Genomic DNA, 21854 nt, shown 5'->3' on the forward strand with positions numbered 1-21854 from the left:
CATGAGCGAAATTAAAGACGTCATTGTTCAGGGACTTTGGAAAAATAACTCCGCCCTTGTACAGTTACTCGGCATGTGCCCGTTGCTGGCCGTGACCTCTACCGCAACCAATGCCTTAGGTCTGGGGCTTGCAACTACGCTGGTGTTGACCCTAACAAACCTGACTATTTCAGCGTTGCGCCGCTGGACGCCACCCGAAATTCGTATTCCGATCTATGTCATGATCATCGCCTCCGTGGTGAGTGCGGTACAAATGCTTATCAATGCCTACGCCTTTGGCCTGTATCAATCACTGGGTATCTTTATCCCCTTGATTGTGACCAACTGCATTGTCGTTGGCCGTGCTGAAGCCTTTGCCGCGAAAAAGGGCCCCGCTTTATCCGCGCTCGATGGCTTTTCTATTGGCATGGGGGCGACCGGCGCCATGTTTGTTCTCGGATCGCTGCGTGAAATAATCGGTAACGGTACATTGTTCGACGGTGCAGACGGACTGCTGGGCAATTGGGCCAAAGTCCTGCGCGTGGAGATCTTCCATACTGACACGCCATTTCTGCTGGCCATGTTACCGCCGGGGGCATTCATTGGCCTTGGGCTGATGCTGGCTGTTAAATATCTGATTGATGAGAAGATGAAGAAACGTCGTGCCGAGGCCGCTATGGCAGAAGACCCGATGGGTGAAACAGGGAATGTGTAATGAACAAAACGAAACGGCTGGAAATACTGACGCGCCTGCGTGACAACAATCCGCATCCCACTACCGAACTCAACTTTACGTCACCGTTTGAGCTGCTGATATCAGTGTTGCTTTCTGCGCAGGCCACTGATGTCAGCGTTAATAAGGCCACAGCAAAGCTGTATCCTGTCGCTAATACGCCTGCTGCCATGCTCGCGCTCGGTGTTGAGGGGGTTAAGTCGTACATCAAGACAATTGGTCTGTTCAACAGTAAAGCAGAGAACGTGATTAAGACCTGTCGTATCCTGCTGGAACAGCATAATGGCGAAGTACCGGAAAACAGAGCGGCACTGGAAGCGCTGCCGGGCGTTGGTCGTAAAACGGCCAATGTGGTATTGAATACCGCCTTCGGCTGGCCAACGATTGCCGTAGATACCCATATTTTTCGGGTCTGTAATCGTACACAATTTGCCCCGGGTAAAAACGTAGAACAGGTCGAAGAGAAACTGCTGAAAGTCGTTCCCAGTGAATTTAAAGTCGATTGTCATCACTGGTTAATTCTTCATGGTCGCTACACCTGCATAGCCAGAAAACCACGCTGCGGGTCGTGTATTATCGAAGATCTTTGCGAATTCAAAGAGAAAGTCGATATCTGACAAAATGGGGCCATAACGCAGGCCCCCATTTCATAACGATTAGTTATGCACTTCTCAATCGTTCATTTCCCGACAATGATGCCGTACCTTCCAGCATATCTAATGTAATATTCTTGTGAACTAACACCTGAGCAGGTTAATCGTTTTTTTAATAGTAGAAATTTCTATCCATTCGTGATCAAGATCACTATGATAACATTTTGTAACATATTTATTATTCTGTAGTTAAAATGACAATCAGATGACCTGACAGACTCGTTTCGATACAAAACATTACACTGCCTATTTTTAAGATAATGGCCTATATCACTACCTTCACGCCAAAATAGCAGAACATATCGCCACATTCCCATTTTCACCCTATTCTGACAGTGTAAAAATCTGCCATTCTTCAAATGAAGAAATTTAACGCTGGATAACATTTCTCAGCCCCGACGATTTCACCACCTGAGTTATATGTAACAGATTATTACAAACCCCTTGTCTGAATGGGCAAGATAGTGAACATTACTTGCCGTTTCCCCTCCCACTATAACAATCGGACGGATGAACTTGACTCATCACGTACCAGAACACCCCCGTTGATATGGGATGTAAAAAAAGAGGTAAAAGTGTCTACTGCAAACAATAAACCAACAGAAAGCGTCAGTTTAAACGCCTTCAAACAACCAAAAGCGTTCTATCTCATTTTCTCAATTGAGCTGTGGGAACGTTTTGGTTATTACGGCCTGCAAGGGATTATGGCCGTCTACCTGGTGAAGCAACTGGGTATGTCAGAAGCGGATTCCATCACTCTTTTCTCCTCCTTTAGCGCCCTGGTTTATGGCCTTGTGGCTATTGGTGGCTGGTTAGGTGATAAAGTTCTGGGCACAAAGCGTGTGATTATGTTGGGTGCTATTGTCCTGGCCATCGGTTATGCACTGGTTGCATGGTCTGGTCACGATGCGGGTATTGTTTATATGGGTATGGCGGCCATCGCGGTCGGTAACGGCCTGTTTAAAGCAAACCCATCCTCTCTGCTTTCTACCTGCTATGCCAAAGATGACCCGCGTCTTGATGGTGCATTCACCATGTACTACATGTCCGTCAACATCGGTTCATTCTTCTCTATGCTGGCAACACCGTGGCTGGCAGCACGTTACGGTTGGAGCACCGCGTTCGCCCTGAGCGTCGTGGGTATGCTGATCACCGTTGTTAACTTCGCATTCTGCCAGCGTTGGGTTAAACAGTACGGTTCCAAGCCTGACTTTGAACCCATCAACTTCCGCAACCTGCTGCTGACCATTGTTGGTGTTGTGGTTCTTATCGCTATCGCGACATGGCTGCTGCACAACCAGGGCATCGCACGTATGGTTCTGGGTGTTATCGCCATGGGTATCGTGGTTATTTTTGCGAAAGAAGCGTTCTCTATGCAGGGTGCTGCGCGTCGTAAGATGATCGTCGCCTTTATTCTGATGCTGGAAGCCATTATCTTCTTCGTGCTGTACAGCCAGATGCCGACGTCCCTGAACTTCTTTGCGATTCGTAACGTTGAACACTCTATTCTGGGTATTGCTTTCGAACCAGAACAGTATCAGGCACTGAACCCGTTCTGGATCATCATCGGTAGCCCAATTCTTGCCGCTATCTATAACAAGATGGGCGACACTCTGCCAATGCCGACCAAGTTCGCTATCGGTATGGTGCTGTGCTCAGGTGCATTCCTGATCCTGCCGCTGGGTGCGAAATTCGCGACCGATGCGGGCATCGTTTCTGTGAACTGGCTGATCATCTGCTACGGTCTGCAAAGTATTGGTGAGTTGATGATTTCTGGTCTGGGTCTGGCGATGGTGGCACAGTTGGTTCCACAGCGTCTGATGGGCTTCATTATGGGTAGCTGGTTCCTGACAACTGCAGGTGCAAACATCATCGGTGGCTACGTGGCTAACATGATGGCTGTTCCGGAGAATGTGACCGACCCATTGATGTCCCTCGAAGTCTACGGTCGCGTGTTCCTGCAGATTGGTGTTGCTACCGCAGTTATCGCCGTTCTGATGCTGCTGACTGCGCCGAAACTGAACCGCATGACGCAAGATGACGACGTCAGTGAGAAAGCCTCTAAGGCCGCAACAGCGTAATTCTCAGGGAAACTTAATTTCAGGCCGCTAACTGTTGTTAGCGGCTTTTTTTTTGTTCCAGGTAGCACTACCATACGGTATACCTCAGCCAAAAGGAGTTACCGATGAAACTGTTCTACAAACCGGGCGCTTGTTCTCTTGCTTCCCACATCACACTTCGTGAGAGCGGTAAAGATTTCACGCTGGATGGTGTTGATCTGATGAAGAAACGTCTGGAAAACGGCGACGATTTTTTCGCGGTAAACCCGAAAGGACAAGTTCCCGCGCTGTTGCTGGATGACGGTACACTACTGACCGAAGGCGTCGCCATCATGCAATATCTGGCAGATACCGTTCCAGACCGTCATCTCCTGGCCCCTACCAGCAGTCTCTCCCGCTACAAAACTATCGAATGGCTTAACTATATCGCGACAGAGCTACATAAAGGTTTTACCCCTCTGTTCCGCCCGGATACACCAGAGGAGTACAAACCAACCGTTCGTGCATTGCTTGAGAAAAAAATGCAGTATGTGAACGAATCGCTGAAAGACAACCCGTGGATTTGCGGCGCACGCTTCAGCATTGCTGATGCCTATCTGTTTACCGTACTGCGTTGGGCGTATGCGGTTAAGTTGAATATGGCAGGATTAAGCCATATCGAGGCGTATATGACGCGCATGGCTGAGCGTCCGGCAGTTGCCGCAGCGCTTAAAGCGGAAGGATTAAATTAATTGGCGTTGCCGGGTAGCGCTTGCGCTTACCCGGCCTACAGACAAACGTAGGCCCGATAAGCGTGAGCGCCATTGCACCTTGATTACAACTGAGTGGCGCTAAAGTAGTGTTCTGGTTTCGCGATACGATCCTGTGCGGCAACCACCTGCAGTTCATACTCCTGCATCTCTTTGGTGGCGATCATAATTTCGTACACCGCCGCAGTCACATGCTCCAGCGCCTGCTGCAATGAAGCCCCCTGCAACAGTTTAACCAACAGCAAGCCACTGGTGACGTCACCAACACCAACCGGTTGGCGTGCGCCAAAATCGACAAGTGGACGGCTGATATGCCACGCCTGTTCAGCGGTGACCAACAGCATCTCAAAGCGATCTGCGCTGATACCTGCACGGGCAAGATGCTTAACCAGAACAATTTCCGGTCCCTGAGCAATCAGTTCACGGGCAGCTATCACCGCCTCATCAACATTGTTAACCGCATGTTCGCACAGAATTTCGAGTTCAATCAGATTTGGCGCGATAATGTCGCTGGCCGGAAGTGCATGACGAACATGAAATTCCGCAACGCCAGGCGCCACGATGCACCCTTTTTCAGGATGCCCCATCACTGGATCGCAAAAGAATTTCGCCTGAGGATTTGCCGCTTTCACTTTGCGCACAATACCCAGAATATGCTCGCCCTGCTCTGCGGATCCCAGATAACCACTCAGCACCGCATCGCAGGTCTGAAGTTTATCGATATCAGCAATGCCCTGAACAATTTCAGTCAGGTGACTGGGCGGCATAACACAGCCGGTCCATTTACCGTACTGCGTGTGGTTAGAAAACTGAACGGTGTTGAGCGGCCAGACATTCGCGCCAAGACGACGCATCGGAAATTCGGCAGCACTGTTGCCGGCATGGCCAAAAACAACGTGGGACTGGATGGCGAGGATATTCTTCATTTTACTTACCACAACCCTAAAAAATAAAGGGGCGTAGTTTCCCACGCCCCTGCTGGCTTTGACTTATTTCCAGCAAATCAGACAGTAGTTCTTTTTGCCACGGCGCAGTAAGGTGTAGCGGCCGAACAAAATATCACTTTCCTGGAAGAAATATTCCGGGTCAGATTGTTTCTCACCATTAATGGTGACCGCATTAGACGCAATGGTCTTACGCGCCTGACCGCGCGAAGGCTGCAGTTCAGAATCCACCAGCGCCTGCATCAGGTCGGCACCCTTGTCCATTTCGATCATGGGTACACCATCCTGCGCCAGCTGTTCGAAGTCCGCTTCGCTCAGGGAGGCCAGGTTACCATTGAACAGGCTTTCGGTAATGCGTTTCGCCGCCACTAAACCTTCTTCGCCGTGAACCAGACGCGTGACCTGCTCAGCCAGAACATACTGGGCACGCGGTGCTTTACCGCTGTTCTTATCTTCTTCTTCCAGCGCATTGATCTCTTCAATGTCCATAAAGGTGAAGAATTTCAGGAAGCGATAGACGTCCGCATCAGCCGTGTTGATCCAGAACTGGTAGAACTTGTATGGACTGGTTTTCTTCGGATCCAGCCAAACTGCGCCACCTTCCGTTTTACCGAATTTGGTACCGTCAGCTTTAGTGATCAGCGGAACCGTCAGGCCAAAGACCTGATTCTGATGCAGACGTCGGGTCAGATCGATACCAGAGGTAATGTTACCCCACTGGTCAGAACCCCCAATTTGCAACGCCACGCCGTGCAGTTTATTCAGGCAGGCAAAATCATAACCTTGTAGCAGGTTGTAAGAAAACTCGGTAAAGGAGATCCCCTGATCGTCACGGTTCAAACGCTGCTTCACCGCTTCTTTGTTGATCATCTGGTTTACGGAGAAGTGTTTGCCGATATCACGCAGGAAAGTCAGTACGTTCATACCGCCAAACCAGTCGTAGTTGTTCGCAGCAATCGCCGAGTTGTCGCCACAGTCGAAATCGAGGAACGGTGCAACCTGTTTGCGGATTTTATCCACCCACTCTTGCACGGTATCTTCGGTATTCAGTTTACGCTCGGCGGCTTTAAAGCTCGGATCGCCAATCAGACCCGTTGCACCACCTACCAACGCAACAGGCTTATGGCCTGCCTGCTGGAAGCGTTTCAGGCATAACAATGGAACCAGATGCCCCAAATGCAAGCTGTCAGCGGTAGGATCGAAGCCGCAATAGAGCGCGATCGGGCCTTGCGCCAGTCGCTCTGCTAACGCTTCCTCGTCCGTCACCTGGGCCACCAGCCCCCGCTCTTGCAATTGTTTAATCAAGTTACTGCTTGCCATCAAAATCTCCATGTATAAAACGACTGCACCTTTGCCGGTACACGACTTTTCGCCTGATGCGAAAGAGACATAGAATAAAGCGCCGGATTCATCAGCACCAGCGCTTAAAACAAGAATTTTGCATCTTTAGGGGGCCAGACGGTCAATTTTCCACGCGTCATCTTCACGTTGGTATAAAAAACGGTCGTGCAGACGGTTTTCGCCACCCTGCCAGAACTCCATTTGTTCAATGCTCACGCGAAAGCCGCCCCAGAAACTCGGCAACGGAACTTCCCCTTGCTGAAACTTCTGCTTCAACTCAAGAAATTTACTTTCCAGAATTCCGCGAGCGGAGATCCGACTGGACTGCTTAGAAACCCAGGCGCCAATCTGACTATCGCGCGGGCGACTGTGGAAATATTTTACCACCTCAAGCGTGGACAAGCGTTCGGCCTTGCCGATGACCATCACCTGCCGTTCCAGCGTATGCCAGGGGAATAACAGGCTGATACGCGGGTTGTTTTCGATCTGGTGCGCCTTACGGCTACCCATGTTGGTATAAAACACCAGCCCTTTGTCATCATAATGTTTGAGCAACACGATTCGCTGGTACGGTTGACCGTTTTCATCGACAGTTGCGACGACCATAGCGGTAGGGTCTGCCAGTTTGGCATCACAGGCTTGCCCCAGCCAGCGCTCAAACAGCGCGAGGGGTTCGGCGGGAAGATCGCGGCGGCGAAGACCGCCTTTCGTGTATTCACGGCGCAGATGCGCGATTTGCTGCAATTCGTCGTTATCAGACATGATGTTGGGCTACGGATTGTCAGTGGGTGACGCTATTGTGCGCCGCCCTGCTGGAAATCTCAACGCTTCGGGTTCTGTAACTGACAGTTATTCAGCACAATTCTGTCTCGTTTATATACCGTCGCGCTGTCGCCTTTAGACCAGAAGACGTAGATACCATCTGTGTAGCGTGCACCCGATGCCGACACGCCCTGTTTGAGATTCAATAGCTGATTATCATAAACAAAGCTCGCAACCTGTCGGGTATTATTCAATTTTACGGTAAGCGGTTTTTCATCACAGCGATATTCGAGCGTATCCGTTTGCATACGCTCGACAAATTGGTTGTACACACTACAACCGGTAAGCAATACGGGCAGACACACTAATAACAGTTTTTTCATAGCCATATCCTGAAGACTTTCCTGGTCCCGGAGGGCAAAAACACCCTCCCTAACATCCCTAGTTTATCGGTATACCGCCTGGAATAATTTCAGTTAACTCTGAGTTCGCGGATTGGCGGGGAAAATAGCCCCTAAAACGCTGGGCTCAGATGCGCCGGTCACAGAAGGCAGGTTCCCCGGCAGTCCCGCAAGTGTACGCCACGCCAGCCAGGCAAAGGCTAACGCTTCCATATCATCACCACTGATCCCAGCGTCATCGGTGGAGGTCACTTCCGTACCTGGCAGCAGCGCCGCCAGACGCATCATAAGAAGTGGATTGCGACTACCGCCGCCACATACCATTAACCGTTCACACCCACCGCTCAACAGGACCTGCTCTGAAATCGTCACTGCCGTCAGTTCAGCCAAAGTCGCCTGTACATCTCGTGGGCTAATTCCCGGAAACTGCGCCAGATGGCGTTCAATCCAGCCATAATTGAAATACTCACGCCCCGTACTCTTTGGCGCTGGTGCAGAAAAATACGGGTCGTTAAGCATCGTTTGTAACAGCGGCAGAATCACTGTCCCCGAACAGGCCCATTGCGCATCTTTATCATAAGGCTGGCCACATTGCCGCCAAATCCAGGCATCCATCAGCATATTGCCCGGACCGGTGTCATATCCCCGAACCGGTTGTTTTGGTATGAGCAGTGACAGATTGGCAATACCACCAATATTTAACACCATCCGGCGCTCCGTTGGATGCGCCAACAACGCCTGGTGAAAAGCAGGAACCAGCGGTGCCCCCTGTCCGCCTAACGCGATATCGCGCCGACGAAAATCGCCGACCACCGTTATCCCGGTACGCGCAACAATCTGGTTGTTATCACCAATTTGTAGCGTGTGTGGCGCGATTCCTGTCGGTTCATGCCACACGGTTTGCCCATGACAGCCGATCGCGACAATATCCTGCGGTTTTAATTTTTCCTGCTGCAGCAACGCATTCACCGCATCGGCGAACAAACGCCCCAACTGCGTGTCCAGTTGACCGTATTGAGAAAGCGTCAGTTGCTGCCCCTGGCAGATATCCAGAATAGCCTGTTTTACATGTACGGGGATGGGCCATGTCAGACTTGCCTGCTGCGCAACCATCGTTTCATCTATCGCCGCCAGCACAACATCCACACCATCAAGGCTGGTTCCAGACATCACTCCGATAAAACGGCCTGATTTCATACGTCATCCTTTTAAGCAAATTAGCCTTGACACTCCACCATAAAGTGTCGACTAATTCCATGCTTCCTTGATGATTTTTGCGGGGTAATCTTTTCAGTAACCTCTAAATTCCATCAACGAGATGAATGATTCGTTTATACTCGGTTAACCCGATTTCAGTTAAGATTTTCATATTGTTCCAGTAGAACATGTGACCTTAGACTCACAAATGCCATATAATTTAGCCATGAGGAGTGCTTTATTAGCGTTTCGTGGTGGCAAAGGAGATTTGTAAATGATTAAACGTGTGCTGATTGTTTCATTAATGGGCGTATCTTTAGCGGGCTGCGTTAACAATGATAGCCTTTCAGGTGATGTGTATACCGCATCCGAAGCGAAACAAGTTCAGAACGTTACCTACGGTACGATTGTTCATGTTCGTCCGGTGCAAATCCAGGGTGGTGACGACGCAAACGTGATTGGCGCTATTGGTGGTGCTGTGCTGGGTGGGTTCCTCGGTAACACAGTAGGCGGCGGTACCGGTCGTTCATTAGCGACAGCGGCAGGTGCGGTTGCCGGTGGCGTAGCAGGCCAGGGCGTACAAGGCGCGATGAATAAAACCCAGGGCGTAGAACTGGAAATTCGTAAGGATGACGGCAATACCATCATGGTGGTTCAGAAGCAGGGTGCGACCAAATTCTCTGCGGGTCAGCGCGTTGTTATGGCTAACAATGGTAGCCAGGTTACCGTGTCTCCACGTTAATCGAATTCACGTGTGGTCAGCCTCTGGCCACACGTCGTTTTGATCGCTTTAGCCCTGCGACTGCAGTTCAATGATATTGTGTTCCAGTCTGGCGACCAGTTTTATCAGCAGATCAATTTCCTCAGCAGAAATCCCTTCCAAAATTTCGCCGCGCGTTTTGTTGATAACCGCTTCCATATCAGCAATCAGCGGTTCGGCCTTCTCCGTTAATTTAATTCTCTTTGCCCGACGATCGCTGGCGCAAGTCTGTCGTGAAATGAGTCCCTTTTCTTCTAACTGGTCGAGCGTACGCACCAATGAAGGCTGCTCAATACCAATCGCTTTAGCCAGTTGAATCTGTGATTGATCCGGTGGCAACTGATGAATGTTGTGCAGCGTAACCCAATGCGTCTGCGTCAACTCCAGAGGTTTCAGGCGATGGTCAATCAGAGCACGCCAAATGCGCACCAACCGTGCCAGATCAGAACCTAATGGCGATTCCAATTTCATCTCCTTATAATTAGCTTGCTAAGTTATTGTGCTGATTTTAGAATAGTGTGCAGCATTTGTATTCCCAAAACAAATGTATTGCCAAATTTGCTTACCGGATGACATTTTTTCAGACATTCTGCGTTACAGAGACACATTGTCCCTTTTTTTGCTAAACCTATAGCAACGCTCTTTTCGCCAAGGATTTTGCCCGTGAAGTTTATGTTTAATGCAACAGGATTGCCCCTACAAGATTTAATGATCGGAGCATCTGTCTACTTCCCCCCTATTTTCAAGGCGTTTGTTACAGGATTTATCCTCTGGCTGGTTGTTCATCGCCTGCTACGCGACGGGATCTATTCTGGCGAAATCTGGCATCCCCTGCTAATGGATCTGTCCCTCTTTACGCTTTGCGTGTGTCTGGCCTTTGTCATGTTGATTGCGTGGTGATTATGTCGCTTAAAACCCTTAAATACTTCTCCACTATTATAGTCGCTTCCATTGCCGTCCTCGCCGGATGGTGGATGTGGAATTACTATATGCAATCGCCCTGGACGCGTGACGGAAAAGTCCGCGCTGAACAGGTCAGCATCACACCGCAAATCTCTGGCAGCATTAGCGAACTCAACATTAAAGATAATCAACTGGTTAGCAAAGGTGATATTCTTTTTGTTATCGACAAGACCCCTTTCCAAATTGCTGAGCTGAACGCACAGGCTCAGTTGGCCAAAGCGCAGTCCGATCTGACCAAAGCCAATAATGAAGCCAAACGCCGCCGCAATTTGTCGCAAAATTTCATCTCTGCAGAAGATTTGGACAGTGCACTGCTCAATGTAAAAGCCATGCAGGCGACCGTTGCCGCCGCCCAGGCCAGTTTGCGCCATGCTCAGTGGCAACTGGCGCAAACGGTAGTCAAAGCTCCGGTCACAGGCTGGATCACCAATCTATCAACCCGTACCGGAGACTACGCCTCAACGGGTAAACCTCTGTTTGCTCTGGTCGACAGTCACTCTTTTTATGTCATGGGGTATTTCGAAGAAACCAAGCTACGCCACATTCAAGACGGGGCACCTGCACTAATCACACTTTACAGTGGCAATATTAAGTTACAGGGTCACGTTTCCAGCATTGGTCGCGCCATTTATGATCAGAGTGTGGAAAGCAATTCCGGTCTGGTTCCTGACATCAAACCAAACGTTCCGTGGGTTCGTCTGGCGCAGCGGGTTCCCGTTCGTATCGAATTTGATACCCTTCCGCACGATGTGACGCTGGTTTCAGGGACAACCTGTAGCGTGTCCATCGGTCAGCAAAAATGAAACTACCCCGCCTGACACCAGCCAGTCTGCCGTGGTTTAAAGCCACGGGTGCACAGTGGCGTTACGCGCTGCGTAATACTATTGCGATGTGTCTGGCGTTAACCTTCGCCTATTACCTGGATCTGGACGAACCCTACTGGGCGATGACATCAGCAGCGGTGGTCAGTTTTCCAACCGTTGGTGGCGTGATCAGCAAAAGCCTGGGGCGTATAGCGGGCAGTTTACTTGGTGCAACGGCCGCGTTGATTATAGCTGGCCATACCCTCAATGAACCCTGGCTGTTTCTGTTGAGCATGTCAGTCTGGATCGGCTTTTGTACCTGGGCGTGCGCGCATTTCACCAACAACGTGGCCTACGCTTTTCAACTGGCAGGCTATACAGCGGCGATTATTGCGTTTCCAATGGTGCATATTACAGAGGTTACGCAACTGTGGGATATCGCCCAGGCACGAGTGTGCGAAGTCATCGTCGGGATCCTCAGTGGCGGCTTGATGATGATGATCCTGCCCAGTACATCCGATGGCACCACGCTGCTGACCGCATTGAAAAACATGCATGCACGTTTGCTGGAGCATGCCAGTTTACTCTGGCAGCCAGAAACCACAGATGCTATCCGCACCGCCCATGAAGGTGTGATCGGTCAAATCCTGACAATGAATCTGCTACGTATTCAGGCGTTCTGGAGCCACTACCGTTTTCGCCGTCAAAATACCTTACTCAATGCGTTGTTACACCAACAATTGCGATTGACCAGCGTCATTTCCAGTCTGCGGCGGATGCTACTGAACTGGCCAAATCCTCCGGCTAATACCCGGTATGTCATCGAGCAGTTGCTGACCGCGTTAGTCAAACCTGATACCGACAGCTACGCCATCTCGCGGATTATCGCCCCGCTGTGCCCTGTCGATCAGCATGACTATCGGCACGTCGCCTTCTGGCAGCGTCTGCGCTATTTTTGCCGTATCTATCTGAAAAGCAGTCATTATCTACGCTTACTGGAAAAGGGTGTCACGGCTGATCGTATCAATGTTGAGCGCACGCCGGGTCTTGCCCGTCATACCGATAACGCGGAGGCTCTCTGGAGCGGATTGCGTACCTTCATTACGCTGATGGCAATCGGCGCGTGGAGCATTGGTGCACAATGGGAGTCAGGCTCCGGGGCTCTGACGCTTGCCGCCATCAGTTGTGTGTTGTATTCCGCCGTAGCGGCCCCATTCAAATCACTCTCTTTACTGATGCGCACGCTGGTCCTGCTGTCACTGTTCAGTTTTGTGGTGAAATTCGGCCTGATGGTACAAATTACCGATCTCTGGCAGTTCATTCTGTTTCTCTTCCCGCTGCTTGCCACCATGCAGTTGCTAAAATTACAGATGCCCAAACTGGCGGGGCTTTGGGGACAGCTGATTGTCTTTATGGGATCGTTCATCGCGGTGACCAATCCTCCCGTCTATGATTTTGCAGGTTTTTTGAATGACAATACGGCGAAGATCACTGGCGTCGCGCTGTCGTGGTTGGCTTTTGCTATTCTAAGGCCCGGTTCTGATGCGAGAAAAAGCCGCCGTCATATTCGCGCGTTACGACGTAACTTTGTCGATCAGCTTAGCCGTCATCCTTCACTCAGTGAAAATGAGTTTGAGTCACTGACCTATCATCATGTCAGCCAACTCAGCAACAGCCAGGATGCACTGGCGCGACGTTGGTTACTCCGCTGGGGAGTGGTGTTACTAAACTGCTCACACGTAGTATGGCAACTTCGCGTCTGGGAGGTGCGATCAGATCCGCTGGCGCGCGTCAGGGATGTGTGTATCTCACTGTTACGCGATGTGATGAGTGAACGTGGCGTGCAGCAACGTCCGCTGAATGCCACGCTTAATGAACTCCAGCGCATCTGTGATGCACTGGCCCATCATCATCAGCCCGCAGCGCAGGAGTTATCGGCCCTTATCTGGCGACTACACTGCTCACTTTCACAACTTGAGCAAGCGCCGCCACCGGGCACGCTGAGTCGCTGATTACTTGATTACACCACAGGCGTAGCGCGCCCCTCCGCCGCCAAGCGGTTTCGGTTGATCGGACATATTATCGCCACCAACGTGGATCATCAGCGCTTTACCTTTAATTTCATCAAGTGATTTCAACCGGGGGGCTGTCACTGCCGTCGTGGCATTCCCTTCGTTATTTACCACCAGCAATGGCAGGTCGCCCATGTGGCCTGCGCCTTCCGGACCTTCATGCTTGCCAGTTTTATGCGGGTCATAATGACCGCCAGCCGATTCTGCTGCCGAGGCTTTCCCCTCTTTAATAGCGGGTTGGCAACTGCCATTAGCATGCACATGAAAACCATGTTCACCCGGCGGCAGTGCTTTAAGATCGGGCGTAAACTCCAGCCCTTTTGCGGATTCAGCAATGGTGACAGTACCAATTTCCTGGCCAACGCCCTGCGACGTCACCAGATTCATCACCACTTTCTCACTGGCAGCCTGTGCACCTGCACAGGCCAGTAACGTGATGATGGCTAAACTCAAACGTTTCATACAACCTCCGTTATCCAGGTGTCTGACTGATAAGTGTAATCCAGTGACACAAATTTGAACGACGGAACGCTGAATACGTGATTAAGGCACGTCGTAACCAAGAGCCGCTTTACGAATACGGAACCACTGCTGACGAGACATGTTCAATGACTCTGATTCAATTGCAGCACGCACACGTTCGATTTTACCCGAGCCAATAATCGGCAGTGGCTGCGACGGCAGACGCAGGATCCACGCATACACCACTTGTTCTATGGACTGCGCGTTCAGTTCTTCTGCTATCACGGCCAGCTCATTGCGCAGCGGCTGGAAGGCGTCATCATTGAACAGGCGCCCGCCTCCCAGGCAAGACCAGGCCATTGGGCGGATACGCAGCTGTTGCAGCTGATCTAACGTCCCATCCAACAGGAGCGGTTGATGCACCGGTGAAATTTCGACCTGATTGGTTGCCAGGGTAAAGGGTAATCGCGATTGCAGCAGTGAAAACTGTGCTGGCGTGAAGTTAGAGACACCAAAATGGCGCACCTTACCGCTATGATGTAATGTCTTGAAAGCTTCCGCCACATCGTCTGCATCCATTAACGGATCGGGCCGATGGATCAACAGCAGATCAAGACGATCGGTCGCCAGCAGCTTCAGCGACTGCTCGGCACTGGCAATAATATGGGCGCTGTCAGTGATGTAATGACCCAGCGCATTTTCCTCTTTCGCCGTCGTGGCAATACCGCATTTGGTCACAATCTGCATTTTTTCACGCAGGTGCGGCGCCAGTTTCATCGCCTCGCCAAACGCTGCCTCACACTGGTATCCGCCATAAATATCCGCGTGATCGACTGTCGTGACACCCAGATCGAGATGTTCCTCAATAAAGCTGACTAGCTGACGCGCGGACATATTCCAGTCCATCAGGCGCCAGTACCCCATCACAAAGCGCGAAAATTCCGGGCCTTGCGGCGCAATAGTAATACGCTGAACCATAGCAGCTTCCTTATAAGTGAATGTGCATCGAGTATACGCAATTACGCGTTTAAAAGAGTGAAGGTTGTTGCGGTTCTTCCGGCGGGTTGGGTTTGCTTGCGCGCAATTTACGCATCAGTCGCTGGCGACAAAGCCGCAGTACCTCTTGCTTTTGGGCATCGCTCATTTTCTGCCAGTTAAAACGCTCATCCCGACTGCGAAAACATCCACGACAAAAACCGCGATCGTCAGATTGACATATACCGCGGCATGGGCTCTGGACGGGAAAAAACTCCAGCTGTTCGGCCACATCCCCTCCTTTTGTAAGATTGATATACCTATTGAAGACGGTAACTGAAAATCTGGCAAGCGCTATTGCATTAGACCGACTGGTCTATTACACTCCTCGGCATGAACAAAGTAACTGAACACGATACACGCGAACATCTTTTGGCGACCGGCGAGCGACTGTGTATGCAGCGCGGTTTCACCGGTATGGGTTTAAGCGAGCTACTGAAAACCGCAGAAGTTCCCAAGGGTTCGTTTTATCACTATTTTCGCTCAAAAGAAGCGTTCGGTGTGGCGATGCTGGAGCGTCATTACGCGGCCTATCATCAGCGACTGGCTACGCATTTTGAGACGGGCGCAGGGAACTACCGTGACCGTATTCTGGCCTACTATCAGGAAACCCTGAACCAGTTTAGCCAGCACGGCATCATCAGTGGCTGTTTAACCGTGAAATTGTCTGCCGAAGTGTGCGATCTTTCCGAAGATATGCGTACAGCCATGGACAAAGGCGCCCGACACATTATTACGCTGCTGGCGCAGGCGCTGGAAAAAGGTCAGGCGAACCATTGTCTGTCGTTTGTTGGCGAGCCTTTGCAGCAGGCGCAGGTGTTATATGCGCTGTGGCTGGGAGCCAACCTGCAGGCCAAAATGTCGCGTAGTGCCACGCCGCTGGAAAACGCGCTGGCTCACGTTAAAACCATCATTGCAGCGCCTGCCGTTTAACAGGCGTTTTTATTTACCCAATTACTAGACGACCGGTCTATTCATACCTGGAGTTAATATGTCATCTGATAAATTGTTTTCCCCGCTCAAAGTGGGTGCGATCACCGCGGCAAACCGCGTCTTTATGGCCCCGCTGACGCGTCTGCGTAGTATCGAACCTGGCGACATTCCTACTCCGCTGATGGCCGAGTACTATCGTCAACGCGCCAGTGCAGGTCTGATCATTAGTGAAGCTACACAGATTTCAGCGCCGGCGAAAGGTTATGCCGGAGCACCAGGTTTGCACAGTGATGCACAAATTGCTGCGTGGAAAAAGATTACGGCGGCTGTACACGCTGAGCAGGGCCATATTGCCGTTCAACTATGGCATACCGGGCGTATCTCCCACTCCAGTCTGCAGCCAAACGGTCAGGCTCCGGTTGCCCCGTCCGCCATCAGTGCCGGAACCCGAACGTCTCTGCGCGATGAAAATGGACTGGCCACACGTGCCGATACCTCAATGCCGCGTGCGCTGGAAACCGAAGAAATCCCTGGCATCGTGAATGATTTCCGCCAGGCAATTGCCAATGCGCGTGAAGCCGGCTTTGACCTGGTTGAGCTGCACTCTGCTCACGGTTACTTACTGCACCAGTTCTTGTCGCCAACTTCGAACCAGCGTACCGATCAATACGGCGGTAGCGTTGAAAATCGCGCGCGTCTGGTGCTGGAAGTCGTCGATGCAGGTATTAAAGAATGGGGTGCCGATCGTATTGGTATCCGTGTTTCCCCTATCGGCTCGTTCCAGAACGTCGACAACGGTCCGAATGAAGAAGCTGATGCTCTGTACCTGATCGAACAATTGGGCAAGCGCGGCATCGCTTATCTGCATATGTCCGAGCCAGACTGGGCGGGTGGCGAACCGTATTCAGACGCGTTTCGCGAGAAAGTTCGCGCACGTTTCCACGGTCCGATTATTGGTGCGGGTGCCTATACGCCAGAGAAAGCCGAATCACTGATCGAGAAAGGTCTGATCGATGCTGTTGCCTTTGGTCGTGCTTACATTGCTAACCCGGATCTGGTTGCACGTCTGCAGCGTAAGGCCGAGCTCAACCCACAGCGTGCGGAAAGTTTCTACGGCGGTGGAGCTGAAGGCTATACCGATTATCCTACCCTGTAACGTCCTGAGAATTGCCAATCGATTTCTAATCGTTCATTGATAGCGGCGTTATAACGCCGCTATACTAAAACAACATTTTGAATGTATTAGCCATTTTTGAAGGGGAAGAAAGATGCGTTTACTTCATACCATGCTGCGTGTGGGTGACCTGCAGCGTTCTATCGAGTTTTATACCAACGTGTTGGGCATGAAGCTGCTGCGTACCAGCGAAAATCCTGAATACAAGTACTCTCTGGCATTCGTCGGATACGGCCCTGAAACCAGCGAAGCCGTGATCGAACTGACCTATAACTGGGGCGTTGATAAGTATGAACTGGGTACCGCATATGGTCACATTGCCCTGAGCGTAGATAATGCGGCAGAGGCCTGTGAACGTATTCGTCAAAACGGCGGTAACGTGACGCGTGAAGCGGGTCCGGTAAAAGGCGGTACGACGGTCATCGCGTTTGTTGAAGATCCAGATGGCTATAAAATTGAGCTGATCGAAGAAAAAGACGCCGGCCGCGGTCTGGGCGACTAACCTCTCCTCGGGTGCAGATCGTCTGTGCCCGTAGTTTTATACTCATCATTTTGCCATAATACGCGCTGCAATTTTCCCGTATTAAGAGACCCAGATGTCCGATAACGCTCAACTTTCCGGTCTGTGTGACCGTTTTCGTGGTTTTTATCCTGTCGTCATTGATGTCGAAACAGCAGGATTTAATGCCAAAACCGATGCGCTGCTTGAGATTGCCGCCATCACACTGAAAATGGATGAACAAGGCTGGCTGATGCCGGACATGACGTTACATTTCCACGTTGAACCGTTTGAAGGGGCGAATTTACAACCCGAAGCGCTGGCATTTAACGGCATCGACCCGAGCAACCCGCTGCGTGGCGCCGTCAGCGAGTACGACGCGCTGCATGCCATCTTTAAAATGGTGCGTAAAGGTATCAAAGATAGCGGCTGTAATCGGGCGATCATGGTGGCGCACAATGCGACATTCGATCACAGTTTTATGATGGCAGCGGCAGAACGCGCCTCACTGAAACGCAATCCGTTTCACCCCTTCGTCACCTTTGATACGGCAGCATTAAGCGGCCTGTCGTTGGGGCAAACAGTACTGTCAAAAGCCTGTCTGGCTGCAGGAATGGAGTTTGATGGGACTCAGGCGCACTCGGCGCTGTATGACACAGAACGGACAGCCGTTCTGTTCTGCGAAATTGTTAACCGCTGGAAACGTCTCGGCGGCTGGCCTCTGCCAGTGCCCGAAGAGGCGTAACGGCGGCATAAAAAAAGCGACCTGCTGAGGTCGCTTTTTTATTTTTGCTGGTTACTCAGCGTCCGGCTCTTCGGTTTTGTATTTCGCCGCAGTTTCTTTAATCAACTGCTGCAACTCACCGCGCTGGTACATTTCAATTAAAATGTCACAGCCGCCTACCAGTTCACCATCAACCCACAGCTGTGGGAAAGTCGGCCAGTTGGCATATTTCGGCAGCTCGGCGCGAATATCCGGATTCTGCAGAATATCAACATAAGCAAAACGTTCACCACAGGCGGACAACGCCTGCACAGCCTGAGCAGAGAAACCGCAGCTTGGCAGTTTTGGGGAACCTTTCATGTACAGGAGAATCGGGTTTTCAGCGATCTGGCGCTGGATTTTTTCGATAGTGGTGCTCATTATCTTGCTTCCTTAAACTTCTTTTACGGCAGTAGTCTGACATTGTAGCGGGTCAGGCAGGTAACGGAAAATAACATTTTCATTACGCGATATTATTTTATCGCCTGTCGTTAAAAGTTGCATTCACAATCTCATTTATCCGCGTAAAGCCTGGGGATTTGATTATCTGTTCACCAATTACGCCTTGAATTGCTGTTTTTTTTTGCGGTCGGTTACGAAACGTAGTTTTAAACGAAAAAAGCTATTAACTTTCCCTCTTTCTATAGATTAGAATCGTCAAGTTTTGAAAATCACACGCAGGCACGATAGACCTGCCTTACCAGAGGACTGCTCAGTGGCGCGGATAAACCGAATCTCGATCACGCTCTGTGCTTTGCTTTTTACCACACTGCCTTTTACGTCAGTGGCCCATGCTTCCAGGCAGGCCAGGACGACACCTACCGCTTCCCACACCGTCAAGACGGTAGATAAAAAGAAAAGCGCAACAACCAGCCAAAAAGCAACAAAAACCAACAAGAAAACAGCGACAAAAAACACCAGTAAAACCAGTACGAAAACGGCCTCCTCTTCCAAAAAACGCACAACGACTCCGGCAAAATCGACGAAAACAGCAAACCGTCGCAGTAAAACAGCGGCAATACAAACCCCCGCCGTCACCTGGACTGAAAAATGTACCCCGCGCAAAGGTCATAAGCCGCGTTGTGTAAAAGTGAAGACGACTGCACCAACAGCCGTTGCGGATGTACATAAAGTGAAAGTGCAGAAAGCGACCAAAGCCGCCATGTCTACCCTGATGAACCAAATCGGTAAACCTTACCGTTGGGGTGGTACATCACCCAGAACCGGTTTTGATTGCAGCGGGCTGGTTTATTACGCATACAAAGATCTGGTGAAGTTCCGCATTCCGCGTACCGCCAATGAAATGTATCACCTGCGCGACGCTGCGCCGATTGAACGTGGTGAACTGAAAAACGGTGATCTGGTCTTCTTCCGCACGCAAGGTCGCGGTACCGCCGACCACGTTGGCGTCTATGTCGGCAATGGTAAATTTATCCAGTCTCCACGCAGCGGCCAGGAAATCCAAATCACCTCCCTGAGCGAAGACTACTGGCAACGCCACTACGTGGGCGCTCGCCGTGTGATGACGCCGAAAACAATTCGCTAAAAACTTACCCTGCAGAATATGCTGTAGGGTAAGTTCTTCTTTTGCATAACCTTTCAATTTGCTACCCTATCCTTACTCACAATGAGGCTATTGTGTGTACTCAATATAAATAATAAGGAGAGAAGCAATGTCGTTCGAATTACCTGCATTACCGTATGCCAAAGATGCTCTGGCACCGCACATTTCTGCCGAAACGCTGGAATACCACTATGGCAAACACCATCAAACTTACGTGACCAATCTGAATAACCTGATTAAAGGCACCGCGTTTGAAGGTAAATCACTGGAAGAGATCGTACGTAGCTCTGAAGGTGGTGTATTCAATAACGCAGCACAGGTATGGAACCACACGTTCTACTGGAACTGCCTGGCACCAAACGCAGGTGGCGAGCCGACCGGTAAACTGGCCGAAGCGATTGCTGCCTCCTTTGGCAGCTTTGCAGACTTCAAAGCACAATTCACCGACGCCGCTATCAAGAATTTCGGTTCTGGCTGGACCTGGCTGGTAAAAGGAACGGATGGCAAACTGGCTATCGTGTCCACCTCCAACGCAGGTACACCGCTGACGACTGACGCGACGCCTCTGATGACCGTTGACGTGTGGGAACATGCCTACTACATCGATTATCGTAATGCCCGTCCTGGCTACCTGGAACACTTCTGGGCACTGGTGAACTGGGAATTTGTTGCGAAAAACTTCGCAGCATAAATGACAACGCAGAAGGGGTTCCCTTCTGCGTTTTTGTTTTTAATTCGTTGCGTTGCAGACTTCTTCCGCTTGTTTCCTTGCCGAGACAAAGACCAGCAGTAGCGCAAGACCCGCCACAATCGCCCCCATTACCGGTACGAAACTGTAGCCCAATCCTCCGGAAATTACCGCCCCACCAGCAGCCGCTCCCAGGGCATTCCCCAGATTAAACGCGCCAATATTAACTGACGATGACAATCCAGGTGCCTCGCTGGCAACGCGCATCACACGCATCTGCAGCGGCGGAACCACCGCAAACGTTGCTGCGCCCCACACCACCATACTCACGGCCGCACCCAGCTCATTACGAGCCAGGAAAGGTATTGCCAGCATAATAATCATTAGCAGCAGCAAAAAGCCTTTCAGCGTACCGTTAACCGAACGGTCAGCCAGTTTCCCCCCCAGATAGTTACCGATAGAGAACCCAACGCCAATCAGCACCAGCATACCGGTGACAAACGCCGGCGTAGCATGAGTAATGCTATGCAGCACGGGTGAGATGTAGGTATAAAGCGTAAACATCGCCCCGGCCCCCAGAACGGTCGTCAGTAACGCTGACACCACTTGTGGACGCATTAACACCGCCAGTTCTTTGCGCACATCAGGGCGCTCACCAGCCCCACCTTTCGGTAACGAGAAGAACAGACTGACCATTGCGATAACACCCAGTCCCGCCGTCGCCATAAAGGACATACGCCAGCCGATGGTTTCCCCAAGCCAGGTTGCCGCGGGAACACCGCCAATATTGGCGATAGTTAACCCCATAAACATAGTCGCAACGGCGCTGGCCTGTTTATGTTTGGGGACAACGCTTGCTGCCACAACCGAACCGAGGCCAAAAAATGCCCCGTGGTTAAGACTGGTCAAAATGCGCGACAGCATCAGCGTCGTGTAATCCGGAGATATCGCCGAAAGCACATTACCCAACGTAAAAATGGCCATCAGGAAGATAAGCGCATTGCGACGCGCACGATGGGACAGCAGTAATGTCATCAGCGGTGCGCCAACCATCACGCCTACCGCATACGCGCTGATTAACATCCCAGCGGCCGGAATTGAAACATCCACACCTTTGGCAATGACGGGTAGCAATCCCATGGGAGAAAATTCTGTCGTTCCAATGCCAAACGCACCTATCGCCAGCGCCAGTAAAGGATAATTTATTTTCATCTATCGACTCCGTAACGTCGAGCCTTGGCACGACACATCATAAGAGTCAAAAGCATGACATTGATCGCAAAATTAATAAAGTTAACAAAATTGCAAAAGACTTTTGC

The 21854-nt window shown here is 50.9% G+C and carries 24 protein-coding genes and 1 pseudogene; 14 read left to right on the forward strand and 11 right to left on the reverse strand.

The window, feature by feature from the left end; translation table 11 throughout:
- The first annotated feature begins 1 nt into the window (after window position 1).
- The 4 genes from ACLJXE_RS07790 (at window position 2) to gstA (ending at window position 4156) form a co-directional block, all read left to right on the forward strand.
- Window positions 2-694 (forward strand): electron transport complex subunit E, encoded by a 693-nt coding sequence (locus ACLJXE_RS07790; protein ID WP_410750560.1) that lies wholly within the window; start codon window positions 2-4, stop codon window positions 692-694.
- Window positions 694-1329, forward strand: a complete 636-nt coding sequence (gene nth, locus ACLJXE_RS07795; RefSeq protein ID WP_410750561.1) for an endonuclease III — start codon at window positions 694-696, stop codon at window positions 1327-1329. Before ACLJXE_RS07790 ends, nth begins: the two co-directional genes overlap by 1 nt.
- Before the next feature lie 611 nt (window positions 1330-1940).
- Entirely contained in the window at window positions 1941-3446 is a 1506-nt protein-coding gene (gene dtpA / locus ACLJXE_RS07800; protein WP_410750562.1) for a dipeptide/tripeptide permease DtpA, read from the forward strand.
- Window positions 3447-3550: 104 nt separating this feature from the next.
- Window positions 3551-4156 (forward strand): glutathione transferase GstA, encoded by a 606-nt coding sequence (gene gstA, locus ACLJXE_RS07805; protein ID WP_202038721.1) that lies wholly within the window; start codon window positions 3551-3553, stop codon window positions 4154-4156.
- 83 nt (window positions 4157-4239) lie between these two features.
- Here the strand turns inward: gstA and pdxY are convergent, their stop codons facing one another.
- From pdxY to anmK, 5 genes are all read right to left on the reverse strand, one after another.
- Complete coding sequence (gene pdxY, locus ACLJXE_RS07810; protein ID WP_410750563.1) at window positions 4240-5100, reverse strand: pyridoxal kinase PdxY; 861 nt, start codon at window positions 5098-5100, stop codon at window positions 4240-4242.
- 63 nt (window positions 5101-5163) lie between these two features.
- Entirely contained in the window at window positions 5164-6438 is a 1275-nt protein-coding gene (tyrS, locus tag ACLJXE_RS07815) for a tyrosine--tRNA ligase (RefSeq protein WP_286630353.1), read from the reverse strand.
- 126 nt (window positions 6439-6564) lie between these two features.
- Window positions 6565-7221 carry a pyridoxamine 5'-phosphate oxidase gene (gene pdxH, locus ACLJXE_RS07820; RefSeq protein WP_005127173.1) on the reverse strand — a complete coding sequence of 219 codons (657 nt, stop codon included), beginning with the start codon at window positions 7219-7221 and terminating at the stop codon, window positions 6565-6567.
- Between the two features lie 59 nt (window positions 7222-7280).
- Complete coding sequence (mliC, locus tag ACLJXE_RS07825) at window positions 7281-7610, reverse strand: C-type lysozyme inhibitor (RefSeq protein ID WP_005127174.1); 330 nt, start codon at window positions 7608-7610, stop codon at window positions 7281-7283.
- 87 nt (window positions 7611-7697) lie between these two features.
- Window positions 7698-8819, reverse strand: coding sequence for an anhydro-N-acetylmuramic acid kinase (anmK, locus tag ACLJXE_RS07830; protein ID WP_410750564.1), 1122 nt, complete (start codon window positions 8817-8819; stop codon window positions 7698-7700).
- A gap of 274 nt (window positions 8820-9093) precedes the next feature.
- On the opposite strand from anmK, the gene slyB reads away from it, so the two are divergent.
- The gene (gene slyB / locus ACLJXE_RS07835; RefSeq protein WP_003029175.1) at window positions 9094-9561 is read left to right on the forward strand and encodes an outer membrane lipoprotein SlyB; all 468 of its coding nucleotides are present in this window, start codon (window positions 9094-9096) and stop codon (window positions 9559-9561) included.
- A gap of 48 nt (window positions 9562-9609) precedes the next feature.
- Here the strand turns inward: slyB and slyA are convergent, their stop codons facing one another.
- Entirely contained in the window at window positions 9610-10050 is a 441-nt protein-coding gene (gene slyA / locus ACLJXE_RS07840) for a transcriptional regulator SlyA (RefSeq protein WP_019076732.1), read from the reverse strand.
- Between the two features lie 192 nt (window positions 10051-10242).
- Between slyA and ACLJXE_RS07845 the strand changes: the two genes are divergently transcribed.
- From ACLJXE_RS07845 to ACLJXE_RS07855, 3 genes and pseudogenes are all read left to right on the forward strand, one after another.
- Window positions 10243-10479: a DUF1656 domain-containing protein gene (locus ACLJXE_RS07845; protein WP_286630355.1), complete on the forward strand. Its 237-nt coding sequence runs from the start codon at window positions 10243-10245 to the stop codon at window positions 10477-10479.
- Between the two features lie 2 nt (window positions 10480-10481).
- A complete protein-coding gene (locus tag ACLJXE_RS07850) occupies window positions 10482-11345 on the forward strand; it encodes an efflux RND transporter periplasmic adaptor subunit (RefSeq protein ID WP_410750565.1) in 864 nt (287 codons plus the stop codon).
- A pseudogene (locus tag ACLJXE_RS07855) lies at window positions 11342-13382 on the forward strand (FUSC family protein). Before ACLJXE_RS07850 ends, ACLJXE_RS07855 begins: the two are co-directional and overlap by 4 nt.
- On the opposite strand, the gene sodC reads toward ACLJXE_RS07855, so the two are convergent.
- From sodC to ACLJXE_RS07870, 3 genes are all read right to left on the reverse strand, one after another.
- Entirely contained in the window at window positions 13358-13879 is a 522-nt protein-coding gene (gene sodC / locus ACLJXE_RS07860; RefSeq protein WP_137381276.1) for a superoxide dismutase [Cu-Zn] SodC, read from the reverse strand. The pseudogene ACLJXE_RS07855 and the gene sodC sit on opposite strands and share 25 nt — an antisense overlap.
- Before the next feature lie 81 nt (window positions 13880-13960).
- Window positions 13961-14857: an aldo/keto reductase family oxidoreductase gene (locus tag ACLJXE_RS07865; protein ID WP_202038726.1), complete on the reverse strand. Its 897-nt coding sequence runs from the start codon at window positions 14855-14857 to the stop codon at window positions 13961-13963.
- A 49-nt stretch (window positions 14858-14906) separates the two neighbouring features.
- Window positions 14907-15146: a DUF1289 domain-containing protein gene (locus ACLJXE_RS07870; RefSeq protein ID WP_286630359.1), complete on the reverse strand. Its 240-nt coding sequence runs from the start codon at window positions 15144-15146 to the stop codon at window positions 14907-14909.
- A gap of 101 nt (window positions 15147-15247) precedes the next feature.
- Between ACLJXE_RS07870 and ACLJXE_RS07875 the strand changes: the two genes are divergently transcribed.
- The 4 genes from ACLJXE_RS07875 to rnt all read left to right on the forward strand — a co-directional run bounded on the left by ACLJXE_RS07875 (window position 15248) and on the right by rnt (window position 18265).
- Entirely contained in the window at window positions 15248-15847 is a 600-nt protein-coding gene (locus tag ACLJXE_RS07875) for a TetR/AcrR family transcriptional regulator (RefSeq protein WP_410750566.1), read from the forward strand.
- Between the two features lie 58 nt (window positions 15848-15905).
- Window positions 15906-17003: an alkene reductase gene (locus ACLJXE_RS07880; RefSeq protein WP_410750567.1), complete on the forward strand. Its 1098-nt coding sequence runs from the start codon at window positions 15906-15908 to the stop codon at window positions 17001-17003.
- Between the two features lie 112 nt (window positions 17004-17115).
- Window positions 17116-17523 carry a lactoylglutathione lyase gene (gene gloA / locus ACLJXE_RS07885; protein ID WP_003029198.1) on the forward strand — a complete coding sequence of 136 codons (408 nt, stop codon included), beginning with the start codon at window positions 17116-17118 and terminating at the stop codon, window positions 17521-17523.
- 94 nt (window positions 17524-17617) lie between these two features.
- Window positions 17618-18265: a ribonuclease T gene (rnt, locus tag ACLJXE_RS07890; RefSeq protein ID WP_137381280.1), complete on the forward strand. Its 648-nt coding sequence runs from the start codon at window positions 17618-17620 to the stop codon at window positions 18263-18265.
- A gap of 51 nt (window positions 18266-18316) precedes the next feature.
- Here rnt and grxD read toward each other — a convergent pair whose 3' ends face one another.
- On the reverse strand, window positions 18317-18664 hold the full coding sequence (grxD, locus tag ACLJXE_RS07895; protein WP_003832760.1) for a monothiol glutaredoxin 4: 348 nt from the start codon (window positions 18662-18664) through the stop codon (window positions 18317-18319).
- 334 nt (window positions 18665-18998) lie between these two features.
- On the opposite strand from grxD, the gene ACLJXE_RS07900 reads away from it, so the two are divergent.
- Both ACLJXE_RS07900 and sodB read left to right on the forward strand, forming a co-directional pair.
- A complete protein-coding gene (locus ACLJXE_RS07900) occupies window positions 18999-19829 on the forward strand; it encodes a C40 family peptidase (protein WP_410750568.1) in 831 nt (276 codons plus the stop codon).
- A gap of 127 nt (window positions 19830-19956) precedes the next feature.
- Complete coding sequence (gene sodB / locus ACLJXE_RS07905; RefSeq protein WP_048211764.1) at window positions 19957-20538, forward strand: superoxide dismutase [Fe]; 582 nt, start codon at window positions 19957-19959, stop codon at window positions 20536-20538.
- 39 nt (window positions 20539-20577) lie between these two features.
- Here sodB and ACLJXE_RS07910 read toward each other — a convergent pair whose 3' ends face one another.
- Complete coding sequence (locus tag ACLJXE_RS07910; RefSeq protein WP_286630364.1) at window positions 20578-21747, reverse strand: MFS transporter; 1170 nt, start codon at window positions 21745-21747, stop codon at window positions 20578-20580.
- Between the last annotated feature and the right edge of the window lie 107 nt (window positions 21748-21854).

The organism is Citrobacter sp. U14242 (assembly GCF_046555775.1).
Lineage (GTDB): Bacteria > Pseudomonadota > Gammaproteobacteria > Enterobacterales > Enterobacteriaceae > Citrobacter.